This is a genomic window from Marinicauda sp. Alg238-R41, from assembly GCF_947331485.1.
GTDB lineage: Bacteria > Pseudomonadota > Alphaproteobacteria > Caulobacterales > Maricaulaceae > Marinicauda > Marinicauda pacifica.
The window spans coordinates 1,621,072-1,646,938 of the sequence record NZ_CAMZOJ010000001.1; the positions used below are offsets into that span (position 1 = coordinate 1,621,072).

General features: G+C 64.3%; 23 protein-coding genes and 3 tRNA genes. 11 read left to right on the forward strand and 15 right to left on the reverse strand.

Annotated features, from left to right (window positions below; translation table 11 throughout):
• Nucleotides 1–43 precede the first annotated feature (43 nt).
• The 3 genes from PGP17_RS07735 to PGP17_RS07745 all read right to left on the reverse strand — a co-directional run bounded on the left by PGP17_RS07735 (nucleotide 44) and on the right by PGP17_RS07745 (nucleotide 3,081).
• A complete protein-coding gene (locus PGP17_RS07735) occupies nucleotides 44–2,011 on the reverse strand; it encodes a HAMP domain-containing methyl-accepting chemotaxis protein (protein WP_270374855.1) in 1,968 nt (655 codons plus the stop codon).
• Between the two features lie 227 nt (nucleotides 2,012–2,238).
• The gene (locus PGP17_RS07740) at nucleotides 2,239–2,643 is read right to left on the reverse strand and encodes a TIGR02301 family protein (protein ID WP_233342126.1); all 405 of its coding nucleotides are present in this window, start codon (nucleotides 2,641–2,643) and stop codon (nucleotides 2,239–2,241) included.
• 6 nt (nucleotides 2,644–2,649) lie between these two features.
• On the reverse strand, nucleotides 2,650–3,081 hold the full coding sequence (locus tag PGP17_RS07745; protein ID WP_135943366.1) for an NUDIX hydrolase: 432 nt from the start codon (nucleotides 3,079–3,081) through the stop codon (nucleotides 2,650–2,652).
• A 53-nt stretch (nucleotides 3,082–3,134) separates the two neighbouring features.
• Here PGP17_RS07745 and PGP17_RS07750 point away from each other — a divergent pair, with 53 nt between their 5' ends.
• A complete protein-coding gene (locus PGP17_RS07750; RefSeq protein WP_270374856.1) occupies nucleotides 3,135–3,809 on the forward strand; it encodes an SOS response-associated peptidase in 675 nt (224 codons plus the stop codon).
• Here the strand turns inward: PGP17_RS07750 and PGP17_RS07755 are convergent.
• A complete protein-coding gene (locus PGP17_RS07755; protein WP_135943368.1) occupies nucleotides 3,806–4,357 on the reverse strand; it encodes a TIGR00730 family Rossman fold protein in 552 nt (183 codons plus the stop codon). The genes PGP17_RS07750 and PGP17_RS07755 overlap by 4 nt on opposite strands.
• A 127-nt stretch (nucleotides 4,358–4,484) precedes the next feature.
• Between PGP17_RS07755 and PGP17_RS07760 the strand changes: the two genes are divergently transcribed.
• From PGP17_RS07760 to PGP17_RS07770, 3 genes are all read left to right on the forward strand, one after another.
• Nucleotides 4,485–5,459: a LysM peptidoglycan-binding domain-containing protein gene (locus tag PGP17_RS07760; RefSeq protein WP_135943369.1), complete on the forward strand. Its 975-nt coding sequence runs from the start codon at nucleotides 4,485–4,487 to the stop codon at nucleotides 5,457–5,459.
• A 56-nt stretch (nucleotides 5,460–5,515) separates the two neighbouring features.
• Complete coding sequence (locus PGP17_RS07765; RefSeq protein WP_270374857.1) at nucleotides 5,516–7,372, forward strand: ABCB family ABC transporter ATP-binding protein/permease; 1,857 nt, start codon at nucleotides 5,516–5,518, stop codon at nucleotides 7,370–7,372.
• A gap of 87 nt (nucleotides 7,373–7,459) precedes the next feature.
• A complete protein-coding gene (locus tag PGP17_RS07770) occupies nucleotides 7,460–7,906 on the forward strand; it encodes a hypothetical protein (protein ID WP_270374858.1) in 447 nt (148 codons plus the stop codon).
• 133 nt (nucleotides 7,907–8,039) lie between these two features.
• Here PGP17_RS07770 and PGP17_RS07775 read toward each other — a convergent pair.
• Nucleotides 8,040–8,115: transfer RNA gene (locus PGP17_RS07775), tRNA-Asn, on the reverse strand.
• A gap of 348 nt (nucleotides 8,116–8,463) precedes the next feature.
• On the opposite strand from PGP17_RS07775, the gene PGP17_RS07780 reads away from it, so the two are divergent.
• Nucleotides 8,464–8,829, forward strand: coding sequence for a DUF962 domain-containing protein (locus PGP17_RS07780; protein WP_135943372.1), 366 nt, complete (start codon nucleotides 8,464–8,466; stop codon nucleotides 8,827–8,829).
• A 34-nt stretch (nucleotides 8,830–8,863) separates the two neighbouring features.
• On the opposite strand, the gene PGP17_RS07785 is transcribed toward PGP17_RS07780, so the two are convergent.
• A tRNA-Cys gene (locus PGP17_RS07785) sits at nucleotides 8,864–8,937 on the reverse strand.
• 150 nt (nucleotides 8,938–9,087) lie between these two features.
• On the opposite strand from PGP17_RS07785, the gene PGP17_RS07790 reads away from it, so the two are divergent.
• From PGP17_RS07790 to PGP17_RS07805, 4 genes are all read left to right on the forward strand, one after another.
• A complete protein-coding gene (locus PGP17_RS07790; protein WP_135943373.1) occupies nucleotides 9,088–9,744 on the forward strand; it encodes a protein-L-isoaspartate O-methyltransferase family protein in 657 nt (218 codons plus the stop codon).
• Nucleotides 9,745–9,835: 91 nt separating this feature from the next.
• Nucleotides 9,836–11,194 (forward strand): TolC family outer membrane protein, encoded by a 1,359-nt coding sequence (locus tag PGP17_RS07795; protein ID WP_270374859.1) that lies wholly within the window; start codon nucleotides 9,836–9,838, stop codon nucleotides 11,192–11,194.
• Nucleotides 11,195–11,298: 104 nt separating this feature from the next.
• On the forward strand, nucleotides 11,299–11,961 hold the full coding sequence (locus PGP17_RS07800) for a DUF2497 domain-containing protein (protein ID WP_270374860.1): 663 nt from the start codon (nucleotides 11,299–11,301) through the stop codon (nucleotides 11,959–11,961).
• A 74-nt stretch (nucleotides 11,962–12,035) separates the two neighbouring features.
• Nucleotides 12,036–13,004 carry a DUF3137 domain-containing protein gene (locus PGP17_RS07805; RefSeq protein ID WP_270374861.1) on the forward strand — a complete coding sequence of 323 codons (969 nt, stop codon included), beginning with the start codon at nucleotides 12,036–12,038 and terminating at the stop codon, nucleotides 13,002–13,004.
• An 18-nt stretch (nucleotides 13,005–13,022) separates the two neighbouring features.
• On the opposite strand, the gene PGP17_RS07810 is transcribed toward PGP17_RS07805, so the two are convergent.
• Nucleotides 13,023–13,820, reverse strand: coding sequence for an exodeoxyribonuclease III (locus PGP17_RS07810; protein WP_270374862.1), 798 nt, complete (start codon nucleotides 13,818–13,820; stop codon nucleotides 13,023–13,025).
• A 155-nt stretch (nucleotides 13,821–13,975) separates the two neighbouring features.
• On the reverse strand, nucleotides 13,976–14,770 hold the full coding sequence (locus PGP17_RS07815; protein ID WP_270374863.1) for a carbon-nitrogen hydrolase family protein: 795 nt from the start codon (nucleotides 14,768–14,770) through the stop codon (nucleotides 13,976–13,978).
• A 191-nt stretch (nucleotides 14,771–14,961) separates the two neighbouring features.
• Here PGP17_RS07815 and panD point away from each other — a divergent pair, with 191 nt between their 5' ends.
• Nucleotides 14,962–15,327, forward strand: coding sequence for an aspartate 1-decarboxylase (gene panD / locus PGP17_RS07820; protein WP_270374864.1), 366 nt, complete (start codon nucleotides 14,962–14,964; stop codon nucleotides 15,325–15,327).
• A gap of 74 nt (nucleotides 15,328–15,401) precedes the next feature.
• On the opposite strand, the gene PGP17_RS07825 is transcribed toward panD, so the two are convergent.
• Entirely contained in the window at nucleotides 15,402–16,136 is a 735-nt protein-coding gene (locus tag PGP17_RS07825) for an SIMPL domain-containing protein (RefSeq protein WP_270374865.1), read from the reverse strand.
• 93 nt (nucleotides 16,137–16,229) lie between these two features.
• The gene (locus PGP17_RS07830; RefSeq protein ID WP_270374866.1) at nucleotides 16,230–17,459 is read right to left on the reverse strand and encodes a mechanosensitive ion channel family protein; all 1,230 of its coding nucleotides are present in this window, start codon (nucleotides 17,457–17,459) and stop codon (nucleotides 16,230–16,232) included.
• Between the two features lie 181 nt (nucleotides 17,460–17,640).
• On the opposite strand from PGP17_RS07830, the gene PGP17_RS07835 reads away from it, so the two are divergent.
• Nucleotides 17,641–17,717: transfer RNA gene (locus PGP17_RS07835), tRNA-Ile, on the forward strand.
• A gap of 213 nt (nucleotides 17,718–17,930) precedes the next feature.
• On the opposite strand, the gene PGP17_RS07840 is transcribed toward PGP17_RS07835, so the two are convergent.
• From PGP17_RS07840 to PGP17_RS07860, 5 genes are all read right to left on the reverse strand, one after another.
• Nucleotides 17,931–19,886, reverse strand: a complete 1,956-nt coding sequence (locus PGP17_RS07840; RefSeq protein ID WP_270374867.1) for a serine hydrolase domain-containing protein — start codon at nucleotides 19,884–19,886, stop codon at nucleotides 17,931–17,933.
• Nucleotides 19,887–19,891: 5 nt separating this feature from the next.
• Nucleotides 19,892–21,319 carry a serine hydrolase domain-containing protein gene (locus PGP17_RS07845; RefSeq protein WP_270374868.1) on the reverse strand — a complete coding sequence of 476 codons (1,428 nt, stop codon included), beginning with the start codon at nucleotides 21,317–21,319 and terminating at the stop codon, nucleotides 19,892–19,894.
• Nucleotides 21,320–21,447: 128 nt separating this feature from the next.
• Complete coding sequence (locus PGP17_RS07850; protein ID WP_270374869.1) at nucleotides 21,448–23,001, reverse strand: amidohydrolase family protein; 1,554 nt, start codon at nucleotides 22,999–23,001, stop codon at nucleotides 21,448–21,450.
• A gap of 44 nt (nucleotides 23,002–23,045) precedes the next feature.
• Nucleotides 23,046–24,608 (reverse strand): serine hydrolase, encoded by a 1,563-nt coding sequence (locus PGP17_RS07855; RefSeq protein ID WP_270374870.1) that lies wholly within the window; start codon nucleotides 24,606–24,608, stop codon nucleotides 23,046–23,048.
• 33 nt (nucleotides 24,609–24,641) lie between these two features.
• A complete protein-coding gene (locus tag PGP17_RS07860) occupies nucleotides 24,642–25,835 on the reverse strand; it encodes a dipeptidase (RefSeq protein WP_270374871.1) in 1,194 nt (397 codons plus the stop codon).
• Nucleotides 25,836–25,867 lie beyond the last annotated feature (32 nt).

The window sequence follows — 25,867 nt, forward strand, 5'->3', positions numbered from 1 at the left end:
CAAGTGCCGGACCGCCCCGATCTGTTCACCCTGTGCGCGCCGTCTAGGCAGCGCGGACATTCTGCAGGAAGTCCGCCACTTCACGCTGAAGCGTATCGGAGTGCGCCCGCAGCGCACTCGCCGCCTGGTCGACCGTCCGTGCGACCTTTTCAGAATCCGACACAGCGCTTTGCACGCCGGTGATGTCGCCGGAGACCGTGCGGGCCCCGAGTGCGGCCTGCTGGGCGGAGGCCGAGATTTCGCTGGTCGCCGAGGTCTGTTCCTCCACCGCTGCGGCCAGCGCAGACGACGTATCGTCGATTTCGCGGATGCGCCCGATGATCTCGCGCGTCGAGCCGATGGCATCGGTCGCGGCCTGGCCGATCTTCTTCAGCTGCGAGTCGATCTCGTCGGTGAGGGTCTGGGTCTGGCGCGCAAGCGTTTTCACCTCGCTGGCCACGACCGCGAACCCCTTGCCTGCTTCCCCGGCGCGGGCCGCTTCGATGGTGGCGTTGAGTGCCAGCAGATTGGTCTGCTCGGCAACGCCGGTGATGGAGCGGATGATCTCGTCCACACCGACAATCGCTTCGTTCAGGCGGTCCAGCTGCTCGCTGCTGACGCGGGCATGGTCACTGGAGCTGCGTGCCGCGGTCGCGGCCGAACTCACCTGGCTGGAGACTTCCTGGATGGAGGCGGTCAGCTCCTCGGCGGCCGAGGCGACAGCCTCGACGCCGGCGCTGGCCTGAACCGCAGCGGCGGCGACCGAGCTGGAACGCGTTCCCGACTGGGAAACCGCGCTGTTCAGCTCGCGCGCATTGGCTTCAAGTCCCTCGGAGGCCTTGGCCAGGGCCTGGACGATCCCTCCCACCGAGCTCTCGAATGCGTCGGCCATTTTCAGGGCCCCCTCACGGCGGGCCTGCTGCGCGCGCGTCTCGGCCTGCGAGGCTTCGGCGCGCGCCTCTTCCATCTTGATCGTGTTGTCGCGGAAGATCTCCAGCGCGCGGGCCATGTGGCCGATCTCGTCAGCACGATTTGCGCCTTCGATCTCGATCGAGGTGTCACCGTCTGCCAGCAAGCCCATCTTTGTCGTGATCTTGCCCAGGGCGCGGCTGATCTGGCTGGCGAAGACCAGCCCCAGAGCGATGGCCGCGAGCGCGCCGGCAATCACCGCAGCCAGCACCAGCGTCTGCGTGCGTTCCGCGCTGGCCTGAGCTTGCGGGCCGAGCGTGTTCTGCCGTTCGAGATTGGCCGCGCGGCGTTCGCTTGCGGCTCCGGAAATGGCCGGGCCAACCGTGTCCATCTCACCGAGATACTGATTGCGTGTGAGGATCGCCGTCACCGTGGCGTCAACCGCTTGCGCGTAAAGATCAATCTGTTGCTGCGCTTCCATAGTCAGAGCGCGGCGCTCCGGGTTTTGCAGGAGCGGCAGGAGTGTGGCCAGCGATCCCCGGGCGAGATCGATCTCGGAGCGGGCACGCTGCGCATCTTCGGAAAGATTACTGACCAGAAACCGCTCGGCGTTCAGCCGGGCGAGAAGCAGGTGCTCCTTGGCCAGGGAGGCAAAAAATGAGGCCTCTGTGTCTCCGTCGGCATAGGCGGACTCGGTGACACCAGTCAGCGCGATGCGACCCTGAAGACCGGACTCCGCCATGATCTCGGCCTGCGTGTCGCGGATGGCCTGTTGGCTGCGCGCTTGCCGGAAAGCTGCCAGATACGCTTCGGCCTCGGGTATCTGGGCGGAGAGTTCGGCCTCGTCGAGAAGTTCGATCAACTCGGCAATACGTGCTTCGAATTGCTGCGCGATGGCAGGGTCGCCGTTGGCACGCCAGCGAAACCCGTCAAGACGGGCGGTGGCCAGGTCTCCGTTCACCTCGTCGACCAGAAGGCTCTGACGCGCGGTTGCGCGATACTGGGTAAAGGTGGTCGCCAGGCCGCGCGTGCCGAAAAATCCTATCGCGCCGACGATCGTGGTGAGGATGGCGACGAGCAGGAAGCCGCCAACCAATTGCTGCCTTAAGGTGAGTTTGTGCATTGCGATGCCCCGATTGAACGTATGCGTTCACGGGTGCGCTCGAATGGTTACCGAAGAATTATGCAAGACTCTTGCACAAAACAGCCTGAAAGGGGTCATTTTGGCCTGAGAATAGGGAAAGTCGCTTTCTCGCCGAATTTTCTATCTGAGGTGTAATATGGAATATTCTGCATTACCTGCACGAGAATCGGAAATGACGCGGAAATCCGCAGCCGCACATCGGTGCGTCAGTTGAAATATTCGTTCTCGAGGGACTCCGCCAGCGCGCGTCCCTGGCTGGCCAGTTGCTCGCGCGCGAGCTCCGCCTCGGCGCCGCAGCGTGTCTGGCGCCGTTCGTGAAAGCGGAAGCCTTCGTTGAAGCTGTTGGCGAGCCGCTCGCGATAGGCGCCGCGGGTCGGGGCCTCGAGGTCGAGCATTTCCAGCATCACTTCGCGCCATTGCTGATCGTTCTCGCCGCCGCACGCGAAGGACAGGTAGTGCAGTTCGCCGAGAATCCCTGCGAGCTCCTCCACCGGATAGCCGCGCGTGACCGGAGCCGCGGGATCCTGCACGGACTGATAGGTCTGCCCGTGTGCGCTCGTGGCGCTGAGCGCGACAGCGAGAATGAGGAGAGGGCGGAGCATAACGATCATGAAACGTCAGTTGCCTTTCGATTTCGGCTGGATTGAGGCGGCGCGCGCGTGGAAGCTGTCCTGCACAGCCGTACGCGTCTTGTCCCATGACAGGCGCGAAAGCGCCTCGTCCAATGGCACGAATTCGGCCTCGCTGGCATCGTCGCCGGGCTCGGGATCGCCGCTCACCCATTCGGCGGTAAAGTCGATCAGCACGTAATGGCTGTCCGGAGCGATCGCCTCGTAGACACCCAGAAGAGTCTCGATGCGCGCCTCGACTCCGGTTTCCTCAGCCAGCTCCCTCAACCCGGCTTCCTGTGTGTTTTCGCCAAACTCGATCTTGCCTCCGGGGATGGACCAGGCGCCCTCCATCGGAGGCCGGCCGCGCCGGATCAGCAGCACCTCGTTGTCCTTCCAGACGACGAGACCGACGCAGGCGACCGGGCGGGGATGAGTCATGAGCGGTGTCCCTGGCTTGACGGCGGACCGGGGCTTGCGGCCCGATAGGGTTCATGTGCGGACGCTATGTCATCTCCTACACGCTCGACGAGTTGCGGCAACTCCTCGAGTTTGAAGACCGGCCCAATTTGGAGCCGAACTATAACGTCGCGCCATCCTTGAACCTGCCGGTGCTGCGCCGGGGTGCGGAAGGCGGGATGCGCCTGACGCCGGTACGCTGGGGGCTGGTTCCGCACTGGTCGAAACGCGGACCGGGATCGCAGGACCCGATCAATGCGCGCAATGAAACGGCGGCGCAGAAGCCGAGCTTCCGCCAGGCACTGGCGCGCCGCCGGGCCCTGGTTCCCGCGAGCGGGTTCTATGAATGGCACCGGGTGGGTGAGACGAAGACGCCCTATTTCATCACGCGGAGCGACGCCAGGCCCATGATGTTTGCCGGTCTGTGGGAGCGTTGGGGCGAAGGCGAGGCGCAGATTGACAGCTTTGCCATCCTGACTGCGGCGGCCAATGAAGACATCGCGTCCATTCATCACCGCACGCCGGTTCTCATCGATCCTGGCGCAGCCAGTGACTGGCTCGACCCCGGCACAGAGCCCGCGCCGTTTCTGAAGCCGCCGCCAGAGGGGACGTTTGTTCTGCGCGAGGTTTCCGAAAAGGTAAACTCCGTGCGCAATGGCGGCCCCGGGCTTATCGAGCCTGTCGCCCGTTTGCAGGGCGAACTGGACTAGCCGGGCTCGCCGATGCGCAAAGCTGCGAGCGCGCTCTGGATGTCCGGTTCAAAGCTGAGTCCGTCGACCAGGGCAGGATCGGTGAATTCGTAGCGCACGACGTGGTCGAGCAGGGTGGAGAACGGACCCCAGAACTGATTGTCGACAAAGGCGACCGGCTTGTTTTCGAGGCCGAGATTGCGCCGGGTGAGCAGGTCGAAGACTTCTTCGAGGGTTCCGGTGCCGCCGGGCAGGGCCAGGAATCCGTCCGATTCGGCAATCATCATCGATTTGCGCGCGCCAAGGGTGGCCACCTTGCGCAGCTCGATCCCCTCGAACGCACCTTCCACCGGGATCAGAAATTCGGGGATAACACCGAGCACCGTTCCGCCGGCATCGGCTGCGGCACGCGCGGCGATTCCGGCCAGCCCGGCCGTTCCGCCGCCGAACACAAGACGGTAGCCGGCCTGCGCGACCCGGCGCCCGGCCTCTTCGGCGAGTGCCTCGAAAGCGGGTTCATTGCCGGTCCGGGTCCCGCAATAGACGCAAACGCTTCGTAGTTTTGCCATGTCATACCTGTATGAAGAGAGTGGTGTTCCAGACTCGACGCCTCGGTATGGTAAGCTTAATCCTATGTAAATGATGGCGCGACCCTGGCGTCATCCCCCACGGCCGAGCGCCCTTAAGGAGACCTCCATGAGTGCAACTCGATCCTTACTGATTGCAGCCGCCTTGCTCATTGTCGCTGTGGCTGCGGCGCTGGGCTATGTCTTCACGCGCGAAGCTGACACCCCCGAGCCTGCCCCGGCCGCTTCCCAGGCCGAGAGCGAGGCCGAGGCCCCCGCCGAGAGCGCGGCACTCGCCCCGCCGAGCTTCGACGTCGTGCGCGTCGACCCTCGCGGCACCGCCGTTGTCGCCGGGCGCGGCAGCCCCGGTGCCCGGGTCAGCCTGCTGGCCGGCGAGCGCGAGGTGGCCGAGGCCGAAATCGATGCCGCGGGCGAGTGGGTCATGATCATCGAGGACCCGCTGCCGGCGGGCTCGGTCGAACTGAGCCTTCTCATGCGTACGCCCTCGGGCCAGGAAATCCGCTCCGACCAGGTGGTGGTTGTGGCCATTCCGGAATCGCGCGACCGCACGCCACTCGTGGTGCTGGGCCGTCCGGGCGGCGCGAGCGAAGTCCTCCAGTCGCCGTTCGACGGCATATCCATGGGATCGCTGTCGCTGGAAACCGTCGACTATGACGAAGCCGGCGCGGTGATCTTCAGCGGCCGCTCCGCGCCGGGCGCGGGCATCCGCGTGCTGGCCGATGGCGACGTGGTCGGCGAGACCACGGCGGACGCTGCCGGGCGCTGGACGGTTCAGGCCGACGAGACCTTCGCGCCGGGCGTCTACGATCTGCAGATCGACCAGATCGAGGACGGGCAGGTCACGGCCGTGATCGTGCTGCCGTTCGAGCGGGTCTCGGCAGACGAGCTGAACATGGGCGATAATCGGGTCGTCGTGCAGCCGGGCAATTCGCTGTGGCGGATCGCGCGCCGCCTCTATGGCGAAGGCGTGCAGTACACCGTCATCTACGAAGCCAACCAGTCCCAGATCCGCGATCCCGACCTGATCTATCCCGGTCAGGTGCTGGATGTGCCCGGTGAAGAAGGCGAGGACAGCGAGGGCTGAGCCCGGGCGATCCGCGGGACTGGCAGTTGCGCACCATGCGCCCTACCTAACGCGCGATGACAGCACCCAGCGACGACACACAGGAAGGGCCGGCGCCCGAAGGCCGGCTGGACGAGGCGATCGGGCGGCTCCTGACGCTGCTCGCCTCGCCGGAAATGGCCAAGTGGCGCGTACGCATGGCGATCGCCTTTGGCCTGACCGTGCTGGCGAAATTCTTCTCTGTCGGGGCCCCGGTCCTGTTCGGTGAAGGGGTCAACGTGCTCACGCGCGCGGCGACCGACGGCACATTGAGCACGCTGGCCTGGTGGAGCTTTGGCGGCGCCTTCTTGGCCTACGGCCTCGCGCGCTTTGCCGGAACTGCGGCGCCGCAGGCGCGCGATGCGCTGTTTGCTCCTGTGTCCAACGACGCGCAGCGTCTCGTGGCGGTCCAGGGCTTTGCTCACGTGCAGAGCCTGTCGCTGCGCTATCATCAGATGAAGCGCACGGGCGCGGTCAACCGGATCATCGATCGCGGCGCGAACGCGGTCGATTTCCTGCTACGCTTCCTGGTGTTCAACATCCTGCCGGCGCTTGTCGAGCTGACGCTCGCGGCCATCGTTGCGGCTGTGATCTACAACTGGATATTCTCGGTGGTCATCGTGATTGCCGTCCTCGCCTACGCGGTGGTGACCGGGGTGATGACGGAATGGCGCGTGAAGCTGCGCCGCCGGATGAACGAGGCCGACACCGAGGTGAATGCGCGCTCGGTCGATACGCTGTCCAATTTCGAAACCGTCAAGGCCTTCGCCGCCGAGCAGCGCGAAGTCGACCGCTATAACGCGTCCAAGACCCGGTATGCCGACGCGGCTGCGGCCAGCCAGCAAAGCCTTGCGGGGCTGAACGCAGCCCAGGCCGCGATCATGAATGGCGGCCTGCTGGCGGTTGCGCTGCTGGGCGGGGTGCTGGCAATCCGCGGCGAGCTGGAGCCGGGCGATATTGCGGCCCTGACGCTGATGCTGATGAATGTGTACCAGCCGCTGAATATTCTCGGCTGGGCGTATCGCGAGATCAAACAGGCCACCGTCGATCTGGAGCGCCTGTTCCAGATGCTGCGTTTGCGCCCCGAGGTTGCCGACATCCCGGATGCCCCGGCGCTGGAGGTTTCCGGCGCAGAGGTGCGCTACGAGGATGTGAGCTTTTCCCATGAGGGCCGGGAGCGCTCAGTTGCCGATCTCAGCCTGACCATCGAGCCGGGGAGCTTTGTCGGGTTCTGCGGCCCGTCCGGCGCGGGCAAATCGACCCTGTTGCGTCTGCTCTACCGCTTTTTCGATCCCGATAGCGGCCGCATCCTGATCGACGGGCAGGACATCTCCAGGGTCAGCCAGGCCTCGCTGCGCGACGCGCTGGGGCTGGTGCCCCAGGAGGTCGTGCTGTTCAACGATACGCTCTGGGAAAACGTCCTCTACGGCCGGCCCGGGGCGACCGACGCCGACGTGATGGACGCGATCGAGCGCGCGCGTCTGAAGAGCTTTGTGGATGGCCTGCCGGCGGGCATGCAGACGCGCGTCGGCGAGCGGGGCCTGCGCCTGTCCGGCGGCGAGAAGCAGCGTGTCGGTGTGGCGCGGGCGATCCTGAAGAATCCGCCCATCCTGATCCTGGACGAGGCGACTTCGGCGCTGGACTCCCACACCGAGGCCGAAGTCCAGGCGGCCCTGGCCGAAGCGGCTCGCGGACGCACGACGATCGCGGTGGCCCACCGGTTGTCCACCATTGCCGGCGCCGACCAGATTCACGTTCTGGAGGAAGGTGCGCTGGTGGAATCCGGGCGCCACGAGGAGTTGCTGGCTGCGGGCGGGCTCTATGCCAGCATGTGGCGGCGCCAGGCAGACCAGTCCGATACGGCGCCTGCCCGGGTGCGCGCACTGAAGGTCTGAATACTCGTATTCAGCTCTTGCTAAGGGTTTATCCCGATAGTGATTTTCACATTTAGACGAGCCGCTCAGACCTAAGAAGGGGGAGGCATGAGCCGATCACTTGAGATTGACGACGGGATTATTCTGTCCCGGCGCGTCGGCAGCGTGGATTGGGAGGAGGCGATGGAGTCCTTCTCGCTCTATTCCGCGATGGTCGAGGATTCCGGTGCGCGCAAGCTGCTCATGGACATGAGCGAGGCTGAAATCCATATCCCGGCCGGCGAGGCGCGCGGACTGGCGCAGATGTTCGTGCGATCCACGCCCGATTCGCTCAGTGTGGCGGCGGTCCTGCCGACGCGCGAGACCGGCTACCGCTTTATCCAGGCCTTCCAGGAAGTCGTCGCGGGGGAGGGCCGCACGATCGCGGTCGTCGAGACCGAGGATCAGGCGCGTGCGTTTCTCAGATCCAGCTCGGGCGAGGAAGCAGGGGCCAAGAGCCAGGAGAAGGGTGGGCCTGTCGGCCGGTTCTTCGCCGGGCTTCTCGGGCGCGCCTAGGCGCACGCCCCAGCTTTGCAGAGACAGCAAGCGGAACGGCCTGCGCGCAGCGCGGGCCGTATTCGTTTGTGCTGGGCGCAGCCACGCTGGCCAGGCAGGCGTTTGAAATATGAAGAAAATCCAGAATGTGAGATGGCTCCCCGGGACGGGCTCGAACCGCCGACCCGGTGATTAACAGTCACCTGCTCTACCAACTGAGCTACCGGGGAATATCCACTCTCGTCTGGAGGACGTGGTCTTTAGCAACGCCGTCCGTGCGGGGCAAGACAGGTTTTCACCGCGACCTGCCATTTTCCGCAGCCCGTCCATCCGGCAAGAAAAAACGGGAGCCACGAAGGGCTCCCGAAAAGGCTTGGGTGGATGGTGGGGTGTCTTCCGAAGAAGACGACTCATGTTTAACGATTCGAGGGTTAACGCCGTCCTAATATTAACGCCGGAATGGGGGAAACTGGTGACAGGTCTATCCGTAAGGTTAAGAAACCACGGGGTTATCGAGAATATTCCGCACCTGTGCTAGGCTGCAGAACGTGATGATTGCAACGCAAGGGAGGCGTGACATGGCAGGCAAGCAAGGCCGCTGTGCGACATATTCGGAATTCTGGCCGTTCTATCTGCGCGAGCACGCGGTGCCGGCCACGCGGGTCTGGCACTTCATCGGTTCGACGGCCGCACCGGTGGTGCTGGCCTATGCGCTTCTGACCCAGACCTGGTGGGCTCTGCTTCTTGTGCCGGTGGCGGGATATTTCTTCGCCTGGGTCGCCCACGCCTTTGTCGAGCACAACCGGCCGGCGACCTTCACCCATCCCTGGTGGTCGCTGATCAGCGATTACCGGATGTTCTATCTTTTCCTGACCGGGCGCTTGCGCGAGGAACTGGTGAGGGCCGGCGTGGAGGATCATCCTCATGCCCGTCCGGCAGAGTGATCGGCCTGGCGATAGCTAAACGCGAAGAGGGGGATGGAGGCGCCACCCGGAATCGAACCGGGGTACACGGATTTGCAATCCGCTGCGTCACCACTCCGCCATGGCGCCTCACGCAGGATGCGAATGTATAACCAAGCCTTTGGCGGCCCGCAACGCGCCAGCGGCAGCCGATGCTGCGATCCTTGCGACGGATGCGTTGTCACCGCGTCGTTTGAAGCGATATACACCCGCTGAACGGTACTCGGGAGTGTCTGGTCTATGAGCGATTTCGTCCAAGCCCGCCGCGCGATGGTCAACAGCCAGGTGCGGATCAACGACGTGACGGACTACCGTATTCAGGATGCCATGCTCGAGCTGCCGCGCGAACTCTTCGTGCCGCGCTCCAAGCAGGCCAAGGCCTATGGCGATGCCGAGGTTGAAGTGGCCGAAGGACGCTTCCTCATCAGCCCGCGGGACCTGGCCAAGCTGATCCACGTTGCCAATGTCCGTCCGACCGACCTGGTTCTCGATGTGGCTTGCGGGCGCGGCTACACGACTGCGCTTCTGGCCCGTCTGGCGGAAACGGTCGTGGGAATCGATTCAGACGACGATCTGGTCCGCCGCGCCAGCGAGCGCCTGACCGAGGTGCGCGCCGACAATGCAGTCGTGGTCAAGGCCGACCCCACGGCCGGCGTGCCCGACCAGGGGCCCTTCGACGTGATCGTCATTGCCGGCGCGGTCGACGAAGTGCCGGATGCGCTGCTGGAGCAGCTGGCCGAAGGCGGCCGGCTGGTGACCTTCGTGCGGTCCGGCCCGGTGGGGCGTGCAACGGTCTTTACCAAGGGGCAGGGCGGTTCGGTCGGCGAATATGTGGTTTTCGACGGCACGCCGACTCTCGTGCCCGGCTTTGGAAAAGAAGACGAATTCGTTTTCTAGGCCGCCGCCTCGGTGAAACCGGGGTGAACGGTGTTCACTTTTTGAGTGCGACGGCGTATACGCGTTGCCGGGTTCACCACGCGAGGCAGGTATGACATTCCGACTTCTCTCGACCGCGATTCTCTGTGCCGCGGCGCTCGCGGCTCCGGCCACCGCCCAGACCCTGGAAGAAACGCTGGCTGCCGCCTACGAGTCCAATCCGGTTCTGGCCGGCCAGCGCGCCCAGCTGCGCCAGACCAATGAAGGCTATTATCAGGCGCGAGCCGGGGCGCTGCCTTCGCTCTCGGCGAGCGCTTCGGTCTCCGAGAGCGAGACCTGGGGTGGCAGCAGCCAGGCGACGCTTGGCCAGACCGGGTCCGGCAGCGCGGGCTATTCTGTAACCGCCAACCAGGCGCTCTATCGCGGCGGCCGGATCTCGGGCGCCATCGATCAGGCTCTCGCCGGGATCGAGGCCGGGCGGATGCGCCTTCTGTCCACCGAACAGGGCGTGCTCGTCGATGCGGTCACGGCGCACACCACCGTGATCCGGGATCAGGAAATCGTTGCAATCCGCCGCAATAACGTCGAAGTGCTGGCCCGCCAGCTCGACGCCGCGCGGGACCGTTTCGAGGTGGGAGAGATCACGCGGACCGACGTGGCTCAGGCCGAGGCACGCCTGTCGGGCGCCCAGGCCGAACTCGCGGCTGCGCAGGCCCAGCTGGCGGCGTCCCGCGCCAATTACGAGCGCGTTGTCGGGATCACGCCGACGACTCTGGTCGAGCCGGAGGGCCTTCCGGTCCTGCCCCAAGACCTGGCCAACGCGGCCGATGTGGCGCTGGCGGCGAACCCTGAATTGCTGGCGGCCCAGTATTCGGAGATCGCGGCCAGCCAGGGGGTGCAAATCGCGCGAGGCGCGCGCCGTCCGGAGATCGGCCTCCAGGCGACCGCTTCGGAAAACCGGGAATCGGATTTTACCGGCCGGGGGCGGGGATCGGCGACGATCCGGGCCCAGGTATCGGTACCGTTGTTCACCGGCGGGTTGAATGCCTCGCGTGTGCGCGAAGCGATCGCAGCAGAAGATCAGGCCCGGCTGCAGGTGGTTCAGGCCCGTCGCCAGGTCATCGAGGGAGTGACCACGGCCTGGAATAATCTTCTCGCGGCCAGAGCGGTGATCGAATCCAGCCGCGAAGCGGTGCAGGCAAACGAAATCGCCTTCGACGGCGTGGAGCAGGAAGCCTTTGTCGGCCTGCGCACGACGCTGGACGTGCTCAATGCCGAGCAGGAATTGCTCAACTCGCGCCTGAATCTCGTTCAGGCCGAACGCGACCTCTACGTTGCATCCTACAACCTGCTGCAGTCGATGGGCGTGCTCGATGCCCAGCGTCTGGAATTGCCGGTTGATGCCTATGATGCTGAAGCTTCTCTCGATCGCGGCTGGGGCCCTAACCTGGATTTAACGCCCTGGAACTAGTGTGCTGCCAAGCGGGCAAGCTTTGCTGGACATTGGGTGCGCCGCAGCACTAGTTTTAAGCCTATCAGGCTGGCTCTCAACGCGACGGACGAAGGACGTTTCCCATGGCAAACGCCGAACAAGAACCGACAATGGAGGAGATCCTCGCCTCCATCCGCAGGATCATCAACGAGGACGAGGAAGAGGCCGCGCCGGCCGAGGCCGAGGCTGCGTCCACTGAAACCGAGTCCGAGCCTGAGTCCGACATGGACGGGGACGAGCCTCAGGCAGAGGCCGAGGCTGAAGCAGAGTCCGAGCCGCAGGCTGAAGAAGCCGCGGCGGATGACGATTTCGGCGACAATGACGATGTTCTGGAGCTTACCGAACGCGTCGAAGACGACATGTCTGGCACGGATCCGATGTCGATTTCCGACGACCTCATGATCGTGGATCGCGAGGAAGAGCCGGAAGAACCTGAGCTTGAGCCCGAACCGGAAGTCGAACCGGAACCGGAATTCGAAGCCGAGCCCGAACCGGCACCGAAGCCGGCTCCGGCCGCCGATGACGAGTCCCTGCTGGGCGACGTGCAGTCGAGCGCGGCATCGAGCGCCTTTGCAGCCCTGTCCGAGAACCTGCGCGTTTCGTCCGAACAAGGGCTGACGCTGGAAGGCATCGTGCGCGAAATGCTGCGTCCGATGCTCAAGCAATGGCTGGACGAGAATCTGCCGTCCATCGTGGAAGAGAAGGTTCAAGCCGAAATCGAACGTGTGGCGCGCCGCCGTCACTAGGCAGGCCCGCGACGCGGTTTTAGAGTTTTCGGGCGCCGGCCAAGCCGGCGCCCGTTTTCATTTCGGAGACAGACTTGAAATCCCTCGACGCCGTTTACGAGCAGTTGCGCCCGTGGCTGGAAGCGCGTGAAAGCCAGCGCAAGCGCGCAGTCCGCCGATCCATTGTCGGGGGATTCGGCGCCCTCATCACTGCGGCCGCCATCGCCGGCGTGCTGGCTCTTGTCGGTCTGCCAGCACCCTTCCTGCTCCTGGCGGCGATCGGTACGCTCGTCGGCGGATTGGCGTGGGCGTCCGCTCCCTTGCGTGCCCTGCGCAAGCAGGTGAAACTCGAGCTCAATACCCGGATCGCCAGCGCCTTCTCGATGAGCTATGCGCCGGCACCTGCCAGTCCGACCCGCTTTGAGGCGTTCCGCGATCATGGGCTGGTGCCGTCCTACACGCGCAGGGCGTTCGAGGACCATTTCGAAGGCCGCTTCGATGGTGTCGAGTTCGAGCTTTACGAAGCCCATCTTGAAGAAAAGCGCGAGACGGAAAAGCGCACCTATTACGAAACCGTGTTTCGCGGCGCGCTGATTCGCATCGCCTTTCCGCGCACCATCGAGGGCGTGACCCTGGTCACCCGCGATCAGGGCATCTTCAACGCCCTGCAAGGCTGGGTGAAGACTTCCTTCTCCGGCAAAAACCTGGAACGGGTCGGCCTGGTCGATCCCGCGTTCGAAAAGCAGTTCGAGGTCTATGCGACCGATCAGGTGATGAGCCGCTATCTCCTGACTCCAACCTTCATGGAGCGTCTGCTGCGCCTTGAAACGGCGCTGAAAGGCAAGCGAATCCGCTGCGTATTCGATGAAGCCCTGGCCGAGGCGCCCGGGCGCGGCGAGCTGCTGATCGCGGCGGAAACGGGAAATCAGTTCGAGGCGGGCTCCATGTTGTCCACGCTCGCCGACCGTAAGCGGGTCGAGACCCTGCACACCGAGATAAGCCTGATCGAGGAGATTGCCCGGACGCTTCTGGAAAAGGAAACGCTCGGCGGCGTCTCCAGCTAGCCAGGCGCCCGCCGTGATCTAGAGCGCGAAATGCCCGGTGATAGGCGTGTGATCGGACGCCTTTTCCTTGCCGCGGGGACCCTTATCGATCTCGACGCTCTCCAGCGTGTCGGCCGCCCGCGGGCTCAGCAGCAGATGGTCGATCCTTATGCCGTTATTCTTCGGCCAGGCGCCGGCCTGATAGTCCCAGAACGTGTACTGGTGGGCGCGCCCGTCAGCCTGTTCGAAAGCGTCCGAGTAGCCGAGCCAGCGCAGCGCATAGAAGGCATCGTGGGTTTCGGGACGAAAGAGCGCATCGCCTTCCCAGCGCGCCGGATCGTGCACGTCCGCGTTGCGCGGAATGACATTGTAGTCGCCGGCCAGAATCACGGGCTCTTCCAGCGCGAGCAATTCCTGGGCGCGATCATGCAGGCGCTTCATCCAGGAGAGCTTGTAGTCATACTTGGGCCCCGGCGCCGGATTGCCGTTGGGCAAATAGAGGCAGGCAATGCGAACCGGGCCGGATTCGGCCCCGATCACCGCCTCGATATAGCGCGATTGCTCGTCCTCCTCGCCCTCCGGCAAGGGGAGGCCGCGCAGGGCAACCTCCTCGATGGGACGTTTCGAGAGCAGGGCCACGCCGTTATAGGTCTTCTGCCCGACCGTCTCGACATTGTAGCCAAGGTCCTCGATCTCGAGCCGGGGAAACGCCTCGTCCACGCATTTGAGCTCCTGCAGGCAGGCCACGTCGGGCGCAGCCTCCTTGAGCCATTCGATCACGTTGGGCAGGCGGGCCTTGATGGAATTGACGTTCCACGAGGTTACGGAGAGGGTCATAAGGTGCAGGGTCCGTCTGTGACTGAAGGGCGTTCCAAGCGGAGATACACCCTTGTAAGGGTATTCTCCATGATGCTGGCAAGCCTCTCGGCTGTGCCGGTTTGGCCTGGCGAGGCTGGGTCCGGTGAACGCAACCGCGCAAGGGGTGCCCGTGTTCAGGAAATCGTGAGCTTCGCGTCGAGAAAGCCGCGCTCGCGTACGATCTGGCGCCGGTCCTCAAGGTCGTAATCGGCGATCAGGAGTTCGCTTTCGCGACCGGCACGCGCCAGCACCTCGCCCTGCGGCCCGCAGATCAGCGAGTGGCCGGCATAGGCGCGCGGCGCCTCCTCGCCGCAGCGATTGGCTAGCAGGCTGTATACCGAGTTGTGGAAGGAGAGGATGCGCATCTCCGCCTCGAACAGGGAGAGCGGCTCGTCGCGCTCGATGCAGGTCGGCGTCAACACGATATCGGCGCCTGCGCGCGCAACGGCCCGGTAGCTTTCAGGAAAGTGCCGGTCGAAGCAGATCACCACACCGATGCGCCCGGCGGCGGTGTCATGAACCTCGAATCCGCGCCCCGGCGCGTAATAGTCCTGCTCCCAAAACCCATCGAACTGGGCGATCTGGTTCATGCGCGCAATGGCCAGCACGTCGCCGTCCGCGTCGATGATGGGGGAGGCGTCATAAGCCTTTCCGTCCGGGCCCGTCAGATACAGGTTGGATATGATCACGATCTGATGACGCCGCGCGAGGTCGCGGAAGGTCGCGATCTCGGGACCGTCTTCGGCCATGCGCCACGCCTCGGCGTTGCCGCCTCTGGTCTTGGGGAAGAACGGCGTCAGGTGAATCTCGGGAAAACAGACCAGCCTGGCGCGCTGGCGGGCCGCGTCCTCGACCATCTGAACGGCCTTGGCCATGTTGACCGCCACATCGGACGAGGCGCCATGCTGGGCGATTGCGAAGCGAGCCATGAGCGGAGTGCTTTTTTTAAAGTGGAGACAAGGTCAGGACCGGTGGATTCGCGAGCATGCCTTCCTATATCAGGGCTGAGCAAGACCGGTGCTGATACACCGGTCTGCAAGGGCCTGTATTCGTCGATGGAAATCGGTTATATGCAGCGCAACATTTCTCTTGCAGACCCGCCAACAGGAGCGCGCGTGCCATGCAACTGACCATGATGAAGGCGAAGCTTCACCGCGCCGCCGTGACCCAGGCCGATCTGCATTATGAGGGCTCGATCTCGATCGACGCCGATCTCCTCGATGCCGCCGGTATCCTGCCTCATGAGCAGGTCGATGTGCTGAACATCAATAACGGCGAGCGATTCACGACGTATGCGATTACCGCGCCGCGCGGATCGAAGACGTTCGGCATCAACGGTGCGGCCGCGCGCTTGGCCCAGCCGGGCGACCGGATCATTGTCGTGGCCTATTGTGCCATGAATGCCGAAGAGGCGCGGTCTTTCCAGCCGACCGTGGTTTTGCTGGACGAGGATAATCAGGTGATTTCCCAGCCCAAAGCTGCGTAATTCCTGCACCATGCCCACGTAAAAAACCCCGGAGCCTGGCTCCGGGGTTTTTGCTTTCGTGTGTTGGAAACGGTCTAGTCGTCGATGCGCCAGCTGGCGTTGACCGTAACGCGAACCGTCACTTCGCCGGCCGCGACCGGCGTGGACTCGTCCATCGCCATGCCGGCTGAACGCATCATCATCGGCTCGGAATAGCCGCCGCTCTCGCTGATCGACTGCAGGCCCAGCACGGTGAACCCGGCGGCGTCCGCATAGAGATCGCGCAACTCGTTCAGCTTGGCCACCGCGCGGCGGCGCGCTTCATTGCGGGCCTCGGCGGGGTCCTCGGCTGAAAACGAGACGCCCTGAAGCTCGTTTGCTCCGCTGTCCACCAGCGCATCAATGGTCTGGCCCAGCGAATCAAGGTCGCGAACCACCGCAGTCACGGTATTGCGGGCCTCGTAGCCGACAATCTCGCGGTCGCTGGACTGGGGGCGGGAGCGGTTCGGGTCCTGCGAGGCGTAGACCGGATTGACCGAAAGATTGGACGTCTGACGGTCATTGCCGGTGATGCCGGCCTCGTCCAGAGCGGCGAAAACCTCGTTCATCAGGCGCGAATTGGCCCGCAGCGCTTCTGCGGCCGTTTCGCCGCGCGTAACGGCGCCAGCGGTCACGACCGCCATATCGGGCGCGATACTGACTTCGCCGCTGGCCGTCAGGGACAGGGTCGCCGGTTCGCTCGCCTCGGTCTGCGCACTCTGGGCAAAGGCCGGGGCGGCCATGGCGCCGGGGAGGACGAGGGCGGTGGCAAGAAGCAGGGGACGCAACATGAATAAATTCTCCTTTGATCAACTCGTCGCAGCTTGGCGCCCCGCCGGTGGCCAAATCATGGCCTGCACAAGAAGTCCTGAAGGCATTTGGCTTCAGCTCTCATTCACGTCGGAGTCCGTGCCGGTCTCGAACTTCACAAGCCCCCTGGGATCGATCGGGTTCCCCGAGGGCTCGGCCATGAAGAGCGTGCGCGTGGGATAGGCGAAGTCCACGCCTTCGTCCGCAAAGCGCCGCATGACGGCCAGCGCCGCAGCCTGGATCGTGTCGCGATACGTCACGAAGTCCGGTGCCTCGACCCAGCACACGAACTCGAAGTTCAACGAGCTGTCGCCAAAGCCGATGAAGTGGAGCCTGTCGATGGTGAGCAGCTCGATCTTTTCCCAGTCTTCGCGGACCCATTTGGGGATGGCCTCGATCGTCTCGGCCGGGGTCTGATAGAGGACCCCCACATTCATCACGTGGCGCCGCCGCTGAAGGCGCTGGTAGTTGTGCACGCGCTCGCCGATCAGGTCGGTATTGGAGACGGTGATCTGCTCGCCGGACAGAGACCGGATCCGCGTCGTGCGCAGACCGATTTCCTCGACCGTGCCCCAGATCGTGCCGAACATGATGAAATCGCCTTTCTTGAAAGGCTTGTCTGACAGGATGGAGATAGAGGCGAAGAGGTCGGAGAAAATCCCCTGCGCGGCCAGACCGATGGCGATCCCGCCAACCCCCAGGCCCGCGATCAGCGCGGTCACCTGAACCCCGGCCGTATCCAGCAGGATGATGAAGGTGATGATCCAGATCACGCCGACCAGAAGCCAGCGTAACACCCCGACCGCGTTGGCCAGGCCGGAGCCTCCCTCGCCGCCGCGTTGCGCCCGTCGCACCAGAAGGGAGACGGCGACTTCCTGAACCAGGGCTGCGGTTTGCAGGATGATGGCGAGCGTGAGAACGCCGCGGATCAGGCCCTGCGCAGGTTCGGGAACGGGGAAGAGGGCCGCCGTCGACGCGATCGCGATCACGAGAAGGAACAGCGAGCCGATCTTCGAGATCGCGCGGGACAGGATGGCCGGCACCGAGGTGGGATCGGAGTCGGCGAAGCGCTTGATGACCGCTGCGATGATCATGCGCAGGACCAGAAGCGTGAGATAGATCCCCGCCGCTATGGCCAGAGCGGTGAGCGCAGTAGACTGGTTGGCGTGGCTCCACTCGTAAAGCTCGCGCACCGAGGCGTTGAGGCGGTCGAACAGGTTATCAACCGTGTTGCCCACATTAGGGTCGGGCGAATCGCCGGTTGAATTGGACGTCTGTTCGGTGTCGGGCGGCGTTTGCTGCATCGTAACTTGTCTTGCTCGCGATCTTCTCGAAAACGCGATCCAGCCTGCCCGGTATCCGGGCCTGGACCCATGCGTGTTCCTAGCCGATTTGAAGCGCGTGAGACACCGTCTTTCCTCCGCGGCCGGGTTTGGCTATGAGGAGGGCCTGCCTGCGCACCGCCATGCGGGACACGCAGACGCAGGGCCTGTAGCTCAACTGGTTAGAGCCGGCGGCTCATAACCGCTTGGTTGGGGGTTCGAGTCCCTCCGGGCCCACCATTTTCATTTTAAGATATTGAAATTAAATATATAAAAACGAGAATTGCCACCAACCCGCCCCCAGTTTGCCGGTCGGTTTTCAGCACTACTGCATCAATGCTGACCGATAGCGATGCCGCCGCCCGAGACTCAAGAAAATCCCGGCGGGCGCGATGCGGGCGCCCGCCGGGATTAATTGTTCGTGGCTTGTTTGCCGGAGTCTGGCTGGCGTCTCTAGTCGGTCTCAGCCTCTACGTAGACGTATTCGTGCTGGCTATCGCGCGCGGTGAGGGTTCTCGTGCCATCCTGCATCCCGATCTCCGCTTCCAGGCTGATGACGCCCGGGCCGACGGACACGATCGATACCGTGCCGTCCGCGTTTTCACGCGTGGCCAGAGGGCCTTGAATTGCGCCGGCCTCGATCCAGGTCTCGCCGTCCTGCTCGAAGATGGTCAGTACGCCGAGGCCCGGGCTCTCGTACCGGCGGGCAAGGTTGTCGAGCACGGCGGGATCGCCGGGAATGGTCAGCCCCTGACGGCGGGCGTCGGCCTGAGCATCGAAGCGCGCTGCTGCCGCTTCGATCTGATCCATGGCTTCGGGACGGCCATCGTAGAGCACTTCGACCAGGCGCCGCAAAAACGGCCGAAGGATCGCGGATCCGGTGTCCGCATTGGTCAGGATGACCGCGCCGACGCCCGCTTCGGGGAGCGCATACCAGTTGCTGTGATAGCCGAGCAGTGTTCCGCCATGGGTGACCACGGGCAAGCCCCAGTTCACTTCATCGAAGAGGCCCATGCCGTACCAGACGCCTTCGCCGACCTCGACGCCGCGTTCGCGGCGGGCGAGCAGGTTCTCCTCGCTGACGAGACGCTCGCCATCCGGTGTCAGGCCTTTCGACAGCTCCAGCTGGACGTAGTGAGCCATGTCCGAGGCGGTCGAGAACGCGCCGCCTGCCGGGCGATAGGGATAGACAGCCCGATTGAAGTGGTTGGACATGACGGTCTGCGCGCCGTCCACGTCCAGCCCGTGCGGCCGCGCCCAGTTTCCACTTTCGCCTTGCGCAAAGTCGAACGTGGTATCGTCCATCTCAAGCGGTTCGAAAATCAGCTCCTCCATGGCGCGGTCGTAGGCTGCGCCGACCTCCATGTCCGGGTAGGCAAGCGTGCCCCCGATATAGCCCGCCGCAGCGGCCATATTATTGTTATATTGGAAGAGTTCGCCGAATTCGCTGGTCGGCTGGGTCTCGGATAGCTGCCGGAAGACATCGGAGGCAGGCGTGTCCAGGTCAGCCAGAATGAAGCCCCAGTCCTTGCGGGGCAGACCGGTGCAGGCGCACAGAAGGTGGCGCACCAGCGTTGACTGTGTGGTCTCGTCGGACCCAAGCCGGAAGGACGGGTAGAGCTCGACGACTTGTTGGTCCCACTCCAGCGCGCCCTGATCGACGAGGATCGAAAGAAGCAGCGTCGACATGCCCTTCGTGTTCGAGGCGATCATGAACTGGGTATCGGCGTCGACCGGCGCGGCCCCGCCGAGCTCGCGCACGCCGACGCCGCCTTCGTAGACGACCTCGCCCTGGTCGATGAGTGCCAGCCCGACCCCCGGCACGTCGAGCCGCTCGGCCGCCTCGGCCACAAACTCGCGCAGCAATTCGACGCGTTCGGGCGTGAGCGCATGGGCGGTCTGTCCGGAGAAGTCTTCGCGTTCGAAGCCTTCCGCGCGCACGGAGTCGCGCGCCAGCGAGACGGCAGCCGATCGCTTGTTCGCGGTCGCCTGCGCGCCGTTGGTGATGACCACGGTCCAGGTCTCGCCTTGGCGCAGCGCGAGCGCGTTCACGGTTGCCTGTTCGGAAGGCGAGGTGACGTAGCTGATCGCGACGCGCTCTTCCCAGCCGTTCTCGGGTGCGCCCGGGGTGGTGAGTTCCACTTCGCGTTCCGCATCCGGGGCATAGGCTTGCCAGGCGGCGGCGGCGGCAGAGACCGCATCCTCTGCCGGGCCGACCTCGATAACGGCGATGTCGAGATCGCCTTCCGGTGCGGTCAGGATCGAGACGGCGTCGCGCTGATCGAGGCTCCAGTCGTCCGGCTGCACGATAGCCGGCGCTTCGCTGTCCTGTGCGAACGATTGTGCACCGCCCAAGGCCGCAGTGAGCGCGAGGACTGAGACGAGGGTTTTAAGATTGGGCAGGGTCATGAGGGCTACTCCTCGGTGGCGACGCGGCGATACGCCATGTAGGGTTGATTGCTGAAGGACAGGACGAGGCCGGTCTCGCCGCTGTGGAACTGGATCCGCTCGAAGGGACCGCCGGGCCGGGCGCCGGTGACCTTCTCATAGGTCAGGGGGCCGGTGCGCTCCCAGTACGTCGTTTCGTCCTGGCTGGTCATCGTGAGGGCGTCGTCACCGGCCTCGGCAACCACGATGTCGTATTCTTCTCGCGCGGGACGTGAATAGTCGCGCCGATTGGCCCGGTAGCGTCCTGCCGGCGACGCCTCGGCGGAGGGGCGCGGTTCGCGGGCGGCGGGCTCCTCCGGGAAGACACGGCCGATGATCGCGTTGGTGAGATCTGTGCGCCCGGCCGAGCTTTCACCTCCGCCCGTGACCGAGATGAAAACGCCAAAGCCGGCTTCGGGGGCGAGGATCAGATTGGAATGGAAGTCGCCGGTGTTGCCGCCATGGCCGACCAGGCGAGGTCCGGCCTCGCGCACGACATAGAAGCCGTGCGCCATGCCCGGCAGGTCCGGCGCATTGCGAAGCGAGTTCTCGAACAGCAGCTGGACCGAGTCCGGCTGAAGGACTCTCGCGCCGCCATATTCGCCTTCGTTCAGCATCGCGAGCATGAAGCGCGACATGTCGTGAGCGGTGGAGGTGCCGGACCCGGCCGGCATGATGTTGCTGAACAGCTCGAAGGGCTGGGCCACGAGGCGTCCGTCTTCCGCCTCGTATCCGCTCGCCATCCGGTCTTCGAGTGCGTCCGGCAAGGGTTCGCGGAATGTCGTGGACTCCATGCCGAGCGGGGTGAAGATGTGGGCCTCGACATAGTCGGCGAAGGGCTCGCCGGAGACGCGCTCGACGATGTATCCGGCCAGCGCAACGCCGTAGTTGGAATAGGCGATCTCCGTGCCGGGCGCCCAGACGCGCTGGGGGATGTGCTCGGCGATCCACTCGCCATAGGGCGTGAGCTCTTCGAGGGTCGGCGCGGTGATGCCGCCGACATCGCTCATTCCCGGGCTGTGGGTGAGGAGATCGCGGACGCGTAACGCTTCGCCTTCATAGGCGGGAATTTCGAAATCGATGTAGGCGTTCACATCCTCGTCGAGGGCCACCCGGCGCTGCTCGACCTGCTGCATCAGCGCGGTCCAGGTGAAGAGCTTGGAGACCGAGCCGGGCCGGAACAGCGTCACTGCAGGATCGACCCGCGCGCCCGCATCGATATCGGCGTATCCATAGCCTGCCGAGAACAGGCGCTCTCCGTCATGGACGACGGAGATCGTGGCGCCGGCAACCTCATGGCTGGCAATCTGCTGAGCCATGACGCCGTCCACGAAATCATGCAGCCCGTCCAGCGTCTCCTGTTCGACCAGAGTGTCGGAGTGGGGCGCGCTTTGCGCGATCGACGCAGCGGGCATGGCGAAAATCAACACTGCCGCGGCAGCAGCAACGTAGCCGTCTCCGCGTCTTCTCGTTTTCGGGCCCATTGGTCTTCCCCCTTCTACTGGTCGGTCGCCATTGCGGCGATCTCATTGTTCGACAAAGGCTAGTTTGGCGTCCGCCGGATCGGGCGACCTGGCAGGACCGTCGTGTCCAGCTCACCTGCCCAGACGAGCGGCGTACCGGCCACGATGACGTACTGGAATCCGGTCGAGGGCTGCGCCGGTTGTTCGTAGGTCGCCCGGTCGCTGACCGCGGCAAGGTCAAAGACGACGATGTCGGCGTCCGCGCCCTCCTGGAGACGTCCTTTGGTGCGCATTTGCGGCACGGCGTCTTCCAGTATCTGCGCCGGGATCAGGCTGGTTTTTGCCAGCGCCTCGCTAAGCCCGATCGTTCCGGCTTCGCGCACATAGGTCCGCAGGAAGCGGGAAAACGTGCCGGCGCTGCGAGGATGGGAGTCGGCATCGGCCGGCAGCGGCCACGTATCGCCGGGCAATTCCTCCCCGTCGACGAGCCATGTTCCGCCGTCCGATGCGATGGCGCCTCCGGGAAAGAGAATGGATTGGGAGAGGATGGCACGGTCGTCCGGGTCGTTTTCGGTGTCGAGAAAGTGGACGACAATGGTCGTGCCGGGTGCTTCGGTCTGGAGCCTGTCGAATTCCTCGTCACTCAGCGGTTGGCCGGCGAGGGTGAAATCGGATTTCTCGATCCCGCCGAACCGGGCCTGCCAGTCAGTCCCTTCGAAAAGCGCTGTACCGATTGCAGTCGAGCCGGCGCCGTAGGGGTAGGCCTCCACGGTGATGTTCACGCCGTGCGACTGGGCCGCCTCGAGCAAGGGCCGGATCAGACCGATATCGCGCAGGCTGATGCTGTTGAGATGAGAGATGTGCATATCCGCCCCAGTCGCGGCGGAGACGGCCACCATCTCCTGAAAGCCTTCCAAGGAGCTGTCCGGCTCGAGATTGGAGAGATAGCGGGCATGGGTGAAGGTGGGCACATCGCGCGCCGCGGCCAGTTCGTGCAGAGCGTAATACTCGTTGCGTCCCGACCCCGGGACGTAGCCGAGGAGTACGCCGACACCCAGCGCGCCCTCGTCAAGGCCGTCTTCGACACGCTCCAGCACGCTGGCGGTCTGTTGCGAACTGGCAGGCGTGTAGCGCCAGTCCGTGTCGTGGCCGTGCGCGTCGAACTCATCGTCATGGGAGGCGGGCTCGGCACCGGTCAGCACCGCGCTGCGGACGCGGGACCAGTCCACCGAGGCACCGTAATTGACGGCCCGGCCTTGCGCGTCCACGTCCTCGTAATATTCGGCCACCGGATATACGCCGGCCTCCAGCTCCAGCGCCGTCGTCACGCCATCCAGGGCCTGGACGCGGCCCGCAAGCAGGGTCTGGCCATGCGCGTGCAGGTCGATGAAGCCCGGCGCGACGACGAGCCCGGAGGCGTCGATCGTGCGCAGACCAGAGATGGGCTCTTCGGTGAGGCGGGCGATGCGGTCGCCTTCGATCGCGACGTTGCGCACGGCGTCCAGACCGGTTTCGGGGTCGATAACCCGTCCACCCAGAATGACGAGGTCATAGGAGTCGCCGGACGCGATCTGCGCGAGGGCAGCGGGTGCCGGTCCGGCGAGGGCCAGACAGAGTGGCAGAAGTTTGATCATGGCCGGGCTCTCCTTGCGAGCTGGTGTGTAGCGCCGGTTCGCCATCAGTCACGTTTGGTGAAATCGAGATCGTGGAAATCGAAAGAGAAATCCGTGGTCTCGGAAACCGGCTCCATGGTCATTCCCACAACCTGGCCGTCCTCGGCGGTGAAATCGACAAAAGCATCCGCATTAAGGCTGCGGTCGGGCCAGCGGGCGACAAAGCGATCGGGGCCCACGGCCACCAACGGCGCATCGAGGACTTCAGACCGGCTCATGTCCAGGAACAGGCCGCCATCGCGAATTTCGACAGTGACCAGCCCGTACCAAGGATCGACATACTCGCCGGCATAGGCTTCCAGATCGCGCACCGGATCGATGGCGACATCCGGCTCGTCGCCGGCGCCGGAGTCGCGGATCGCGGTCTCCTGGCTTGCCAGATAGGCGCCGTGGAGCGTGCCCAGCCAGTCGGATTCTGCCTCCGGAGCTGCAGCGTCGCTGAGCAGTTGGAGCGCGAGCGCAGAGGACCCGTAAGTCGAAATATTGCTTGTCACGAAGACGGCCAGGTCCTGGTCCGGCAGTAGGCCGAAATAGGATGCTGCGCCGAGAAGACCGCCGCTGTGTCCGACGAAGAACTCGCCATGGAAATCACGCAGCGACCATCCGAGCGCGTAGAGCGAGAAGTGGGTGCCGGAGAGCTGCTCCAGGAGCGGGCTCACATTCTGCGGCGTGACCGGGCTCCAGAGTTCTTCAACCTGTTCCTGCGACAGGAGACGTTCGCCGTCCGGACCGACGCCTTCGTTCAGCCAGAATTGGGCCCAGGTCGAGAGATCGGCAATCGAACAGCTCAGGCCGCCGGCGGGTGCGGTGTTGTCTCCCACGATATAACGCGGGTCGATGGGGGTGGCTTCGGTCTCCCCAGGTGCGCGCGAATGCTGGGTCACCGTGTTGTCATCGGCGGCCGCCTCGGAGGGCAGGGCCTGGCAGGACTCCATGCCCAGCGGCTCGAAGATCCGATCTTCGATCACTTCGTGCCAGGGCTTGCCGGCTGCACGAGCAGCGACCTCGCCAGCGATGACATACATCAGATTGTCGTAGGCATATTCCGCGCGGAAGCTCGTTTCTGGCGGAATATTCCGGATGGCCGCGAGGATATCGGATACTTCCGGATCGGCATCCGGGAAGACGAGGAGGTCGCCGGCACCCAGGGGTAACCCGGACCGGTGCGTCACCAGATCGCGTACCGAGAAATGCTCGGTGATGTAGGGATCGGACATCTCGAATTCCGGGATGAAACGGCGCACCGGATCGTCCCAGTTCAGCTTGCCCTCATCCACGAGCATGGCGAGCGCTGCCGTCGTGAACGCCTTGCCGACCGAAGCGAACGGGAAGATCGTGTTCTGGTCGACCGGAACCTCCGGGGCCCGCACATCGCGCACGCCGTAGGTCTGCGTGAAGATGACGTCCCCACCCCTGACGACCGAGACGGCCATGCCAGGAATGTCGAACGCTTCAACGGTCTCGCGTGCCGCGGCGTCAATCCGCTCGGCGGTGAGTTCCTGGGCGGTCGTGCTCGCCGTGAAAATCGCCGCAGCCGCCGTTGCGGCCGCCAGATCTGTCCATTTCATGATGGTGTCCTCCCCACATCGCGTGCGTCGAGGTTACGGCTTCCATATCTGGCCGAGCGCACGTCTGAAATTACCGCCGAGGACGAGTTCGATGTCGGCGTCGGAATAGCCGCGCCGGATAAGTCCTTCGGTCAGGTCGAAAATCTTTTTCGGGTGATCGAAACCGTCCGTGTCGATCCGCCCACGGAACGCGTAAGACTCGTTGTAGCCGCTCCTCAACCGGTCATAGGCGGGCTGCGGCACGTCGTCATAGCCATCAGCGTCCATGTCGGTCCCGACGCCCACATGTTCGATGCCCACCAAGTCTGCAACGTAGTCGAAATGGTCGAGCAGATGCTCGATCGTCGTGGGCTCGCGATCGCGAACGAAGTTGCGCACGCCGGTAATGCCCATGACGCCGCCCTGACGTGCCATCGCGCGGATCGCCTCGTCGGACTTGGCCCGGGGGTGGTTGCCCACCAGGGCGCGTGCATTGGAATGGGTGATCAGAACCGGGGCGCTGGAAATCTCGAAGGCGTCCAACGTCGTGCGGTCACCGCAATGGGAGACGTCGACGGCCATGCCGACCTCGTTCATGCGCTCGATGATCGCCGCGCCAAAATGGGTCACGCCACCGTCAACGCGCTCGGTTGCGCCCGCGCCAATGCGGTTCTGGGAATTGTAGGTGAGCTGACTGACGCGCTGTCCGAGGTTGTAGAATTCGTTCACATCGTCGGGCGTCTCGAAGTGCTGCGCGTTCTGAATACCGACGATATAGCCGATCCGGCCGTCCTCCATGATCCTGTCGAAATCGGAGACGGCATCGATCCGGCGGAAGACATCCGGCCGTTCGGCGGCATAGGCATTGAGCCGTGCGATGAAGGCGAGTGCGCTGTCCCGGCCTCCCAGGCCAACGGCGGGGTGGAAAACATTGATCCCGGATGCGCGAAGCTTTTCCAGATGCGCGTCGGTGATCGCCAGGCCGTCTTCCAGCTTGGGGCGCTCGCTATAGCCAGCCTCAAGCATGTCGCCGAGATCTGCGAGGATGGACAGCATGTCGATGACAAGGCTGCGATCCACTAGCGCGACGGCACGGGCCGAATACGTGGTTTCCGATTGTGCGAATACCTTGAAGCCCGCGGAGTTCAGCATGGGCGCGGCCAGCGCAGCGCCTAATCCGCCCTTCAGAAGGTTTCTGCGCGTCGCGCCATGCGCGTTCTTGACCTTGGAGTTTGCCGTCAACTTCATGCCAAATCGCTTTCTCATCCTCGCTACGCCAT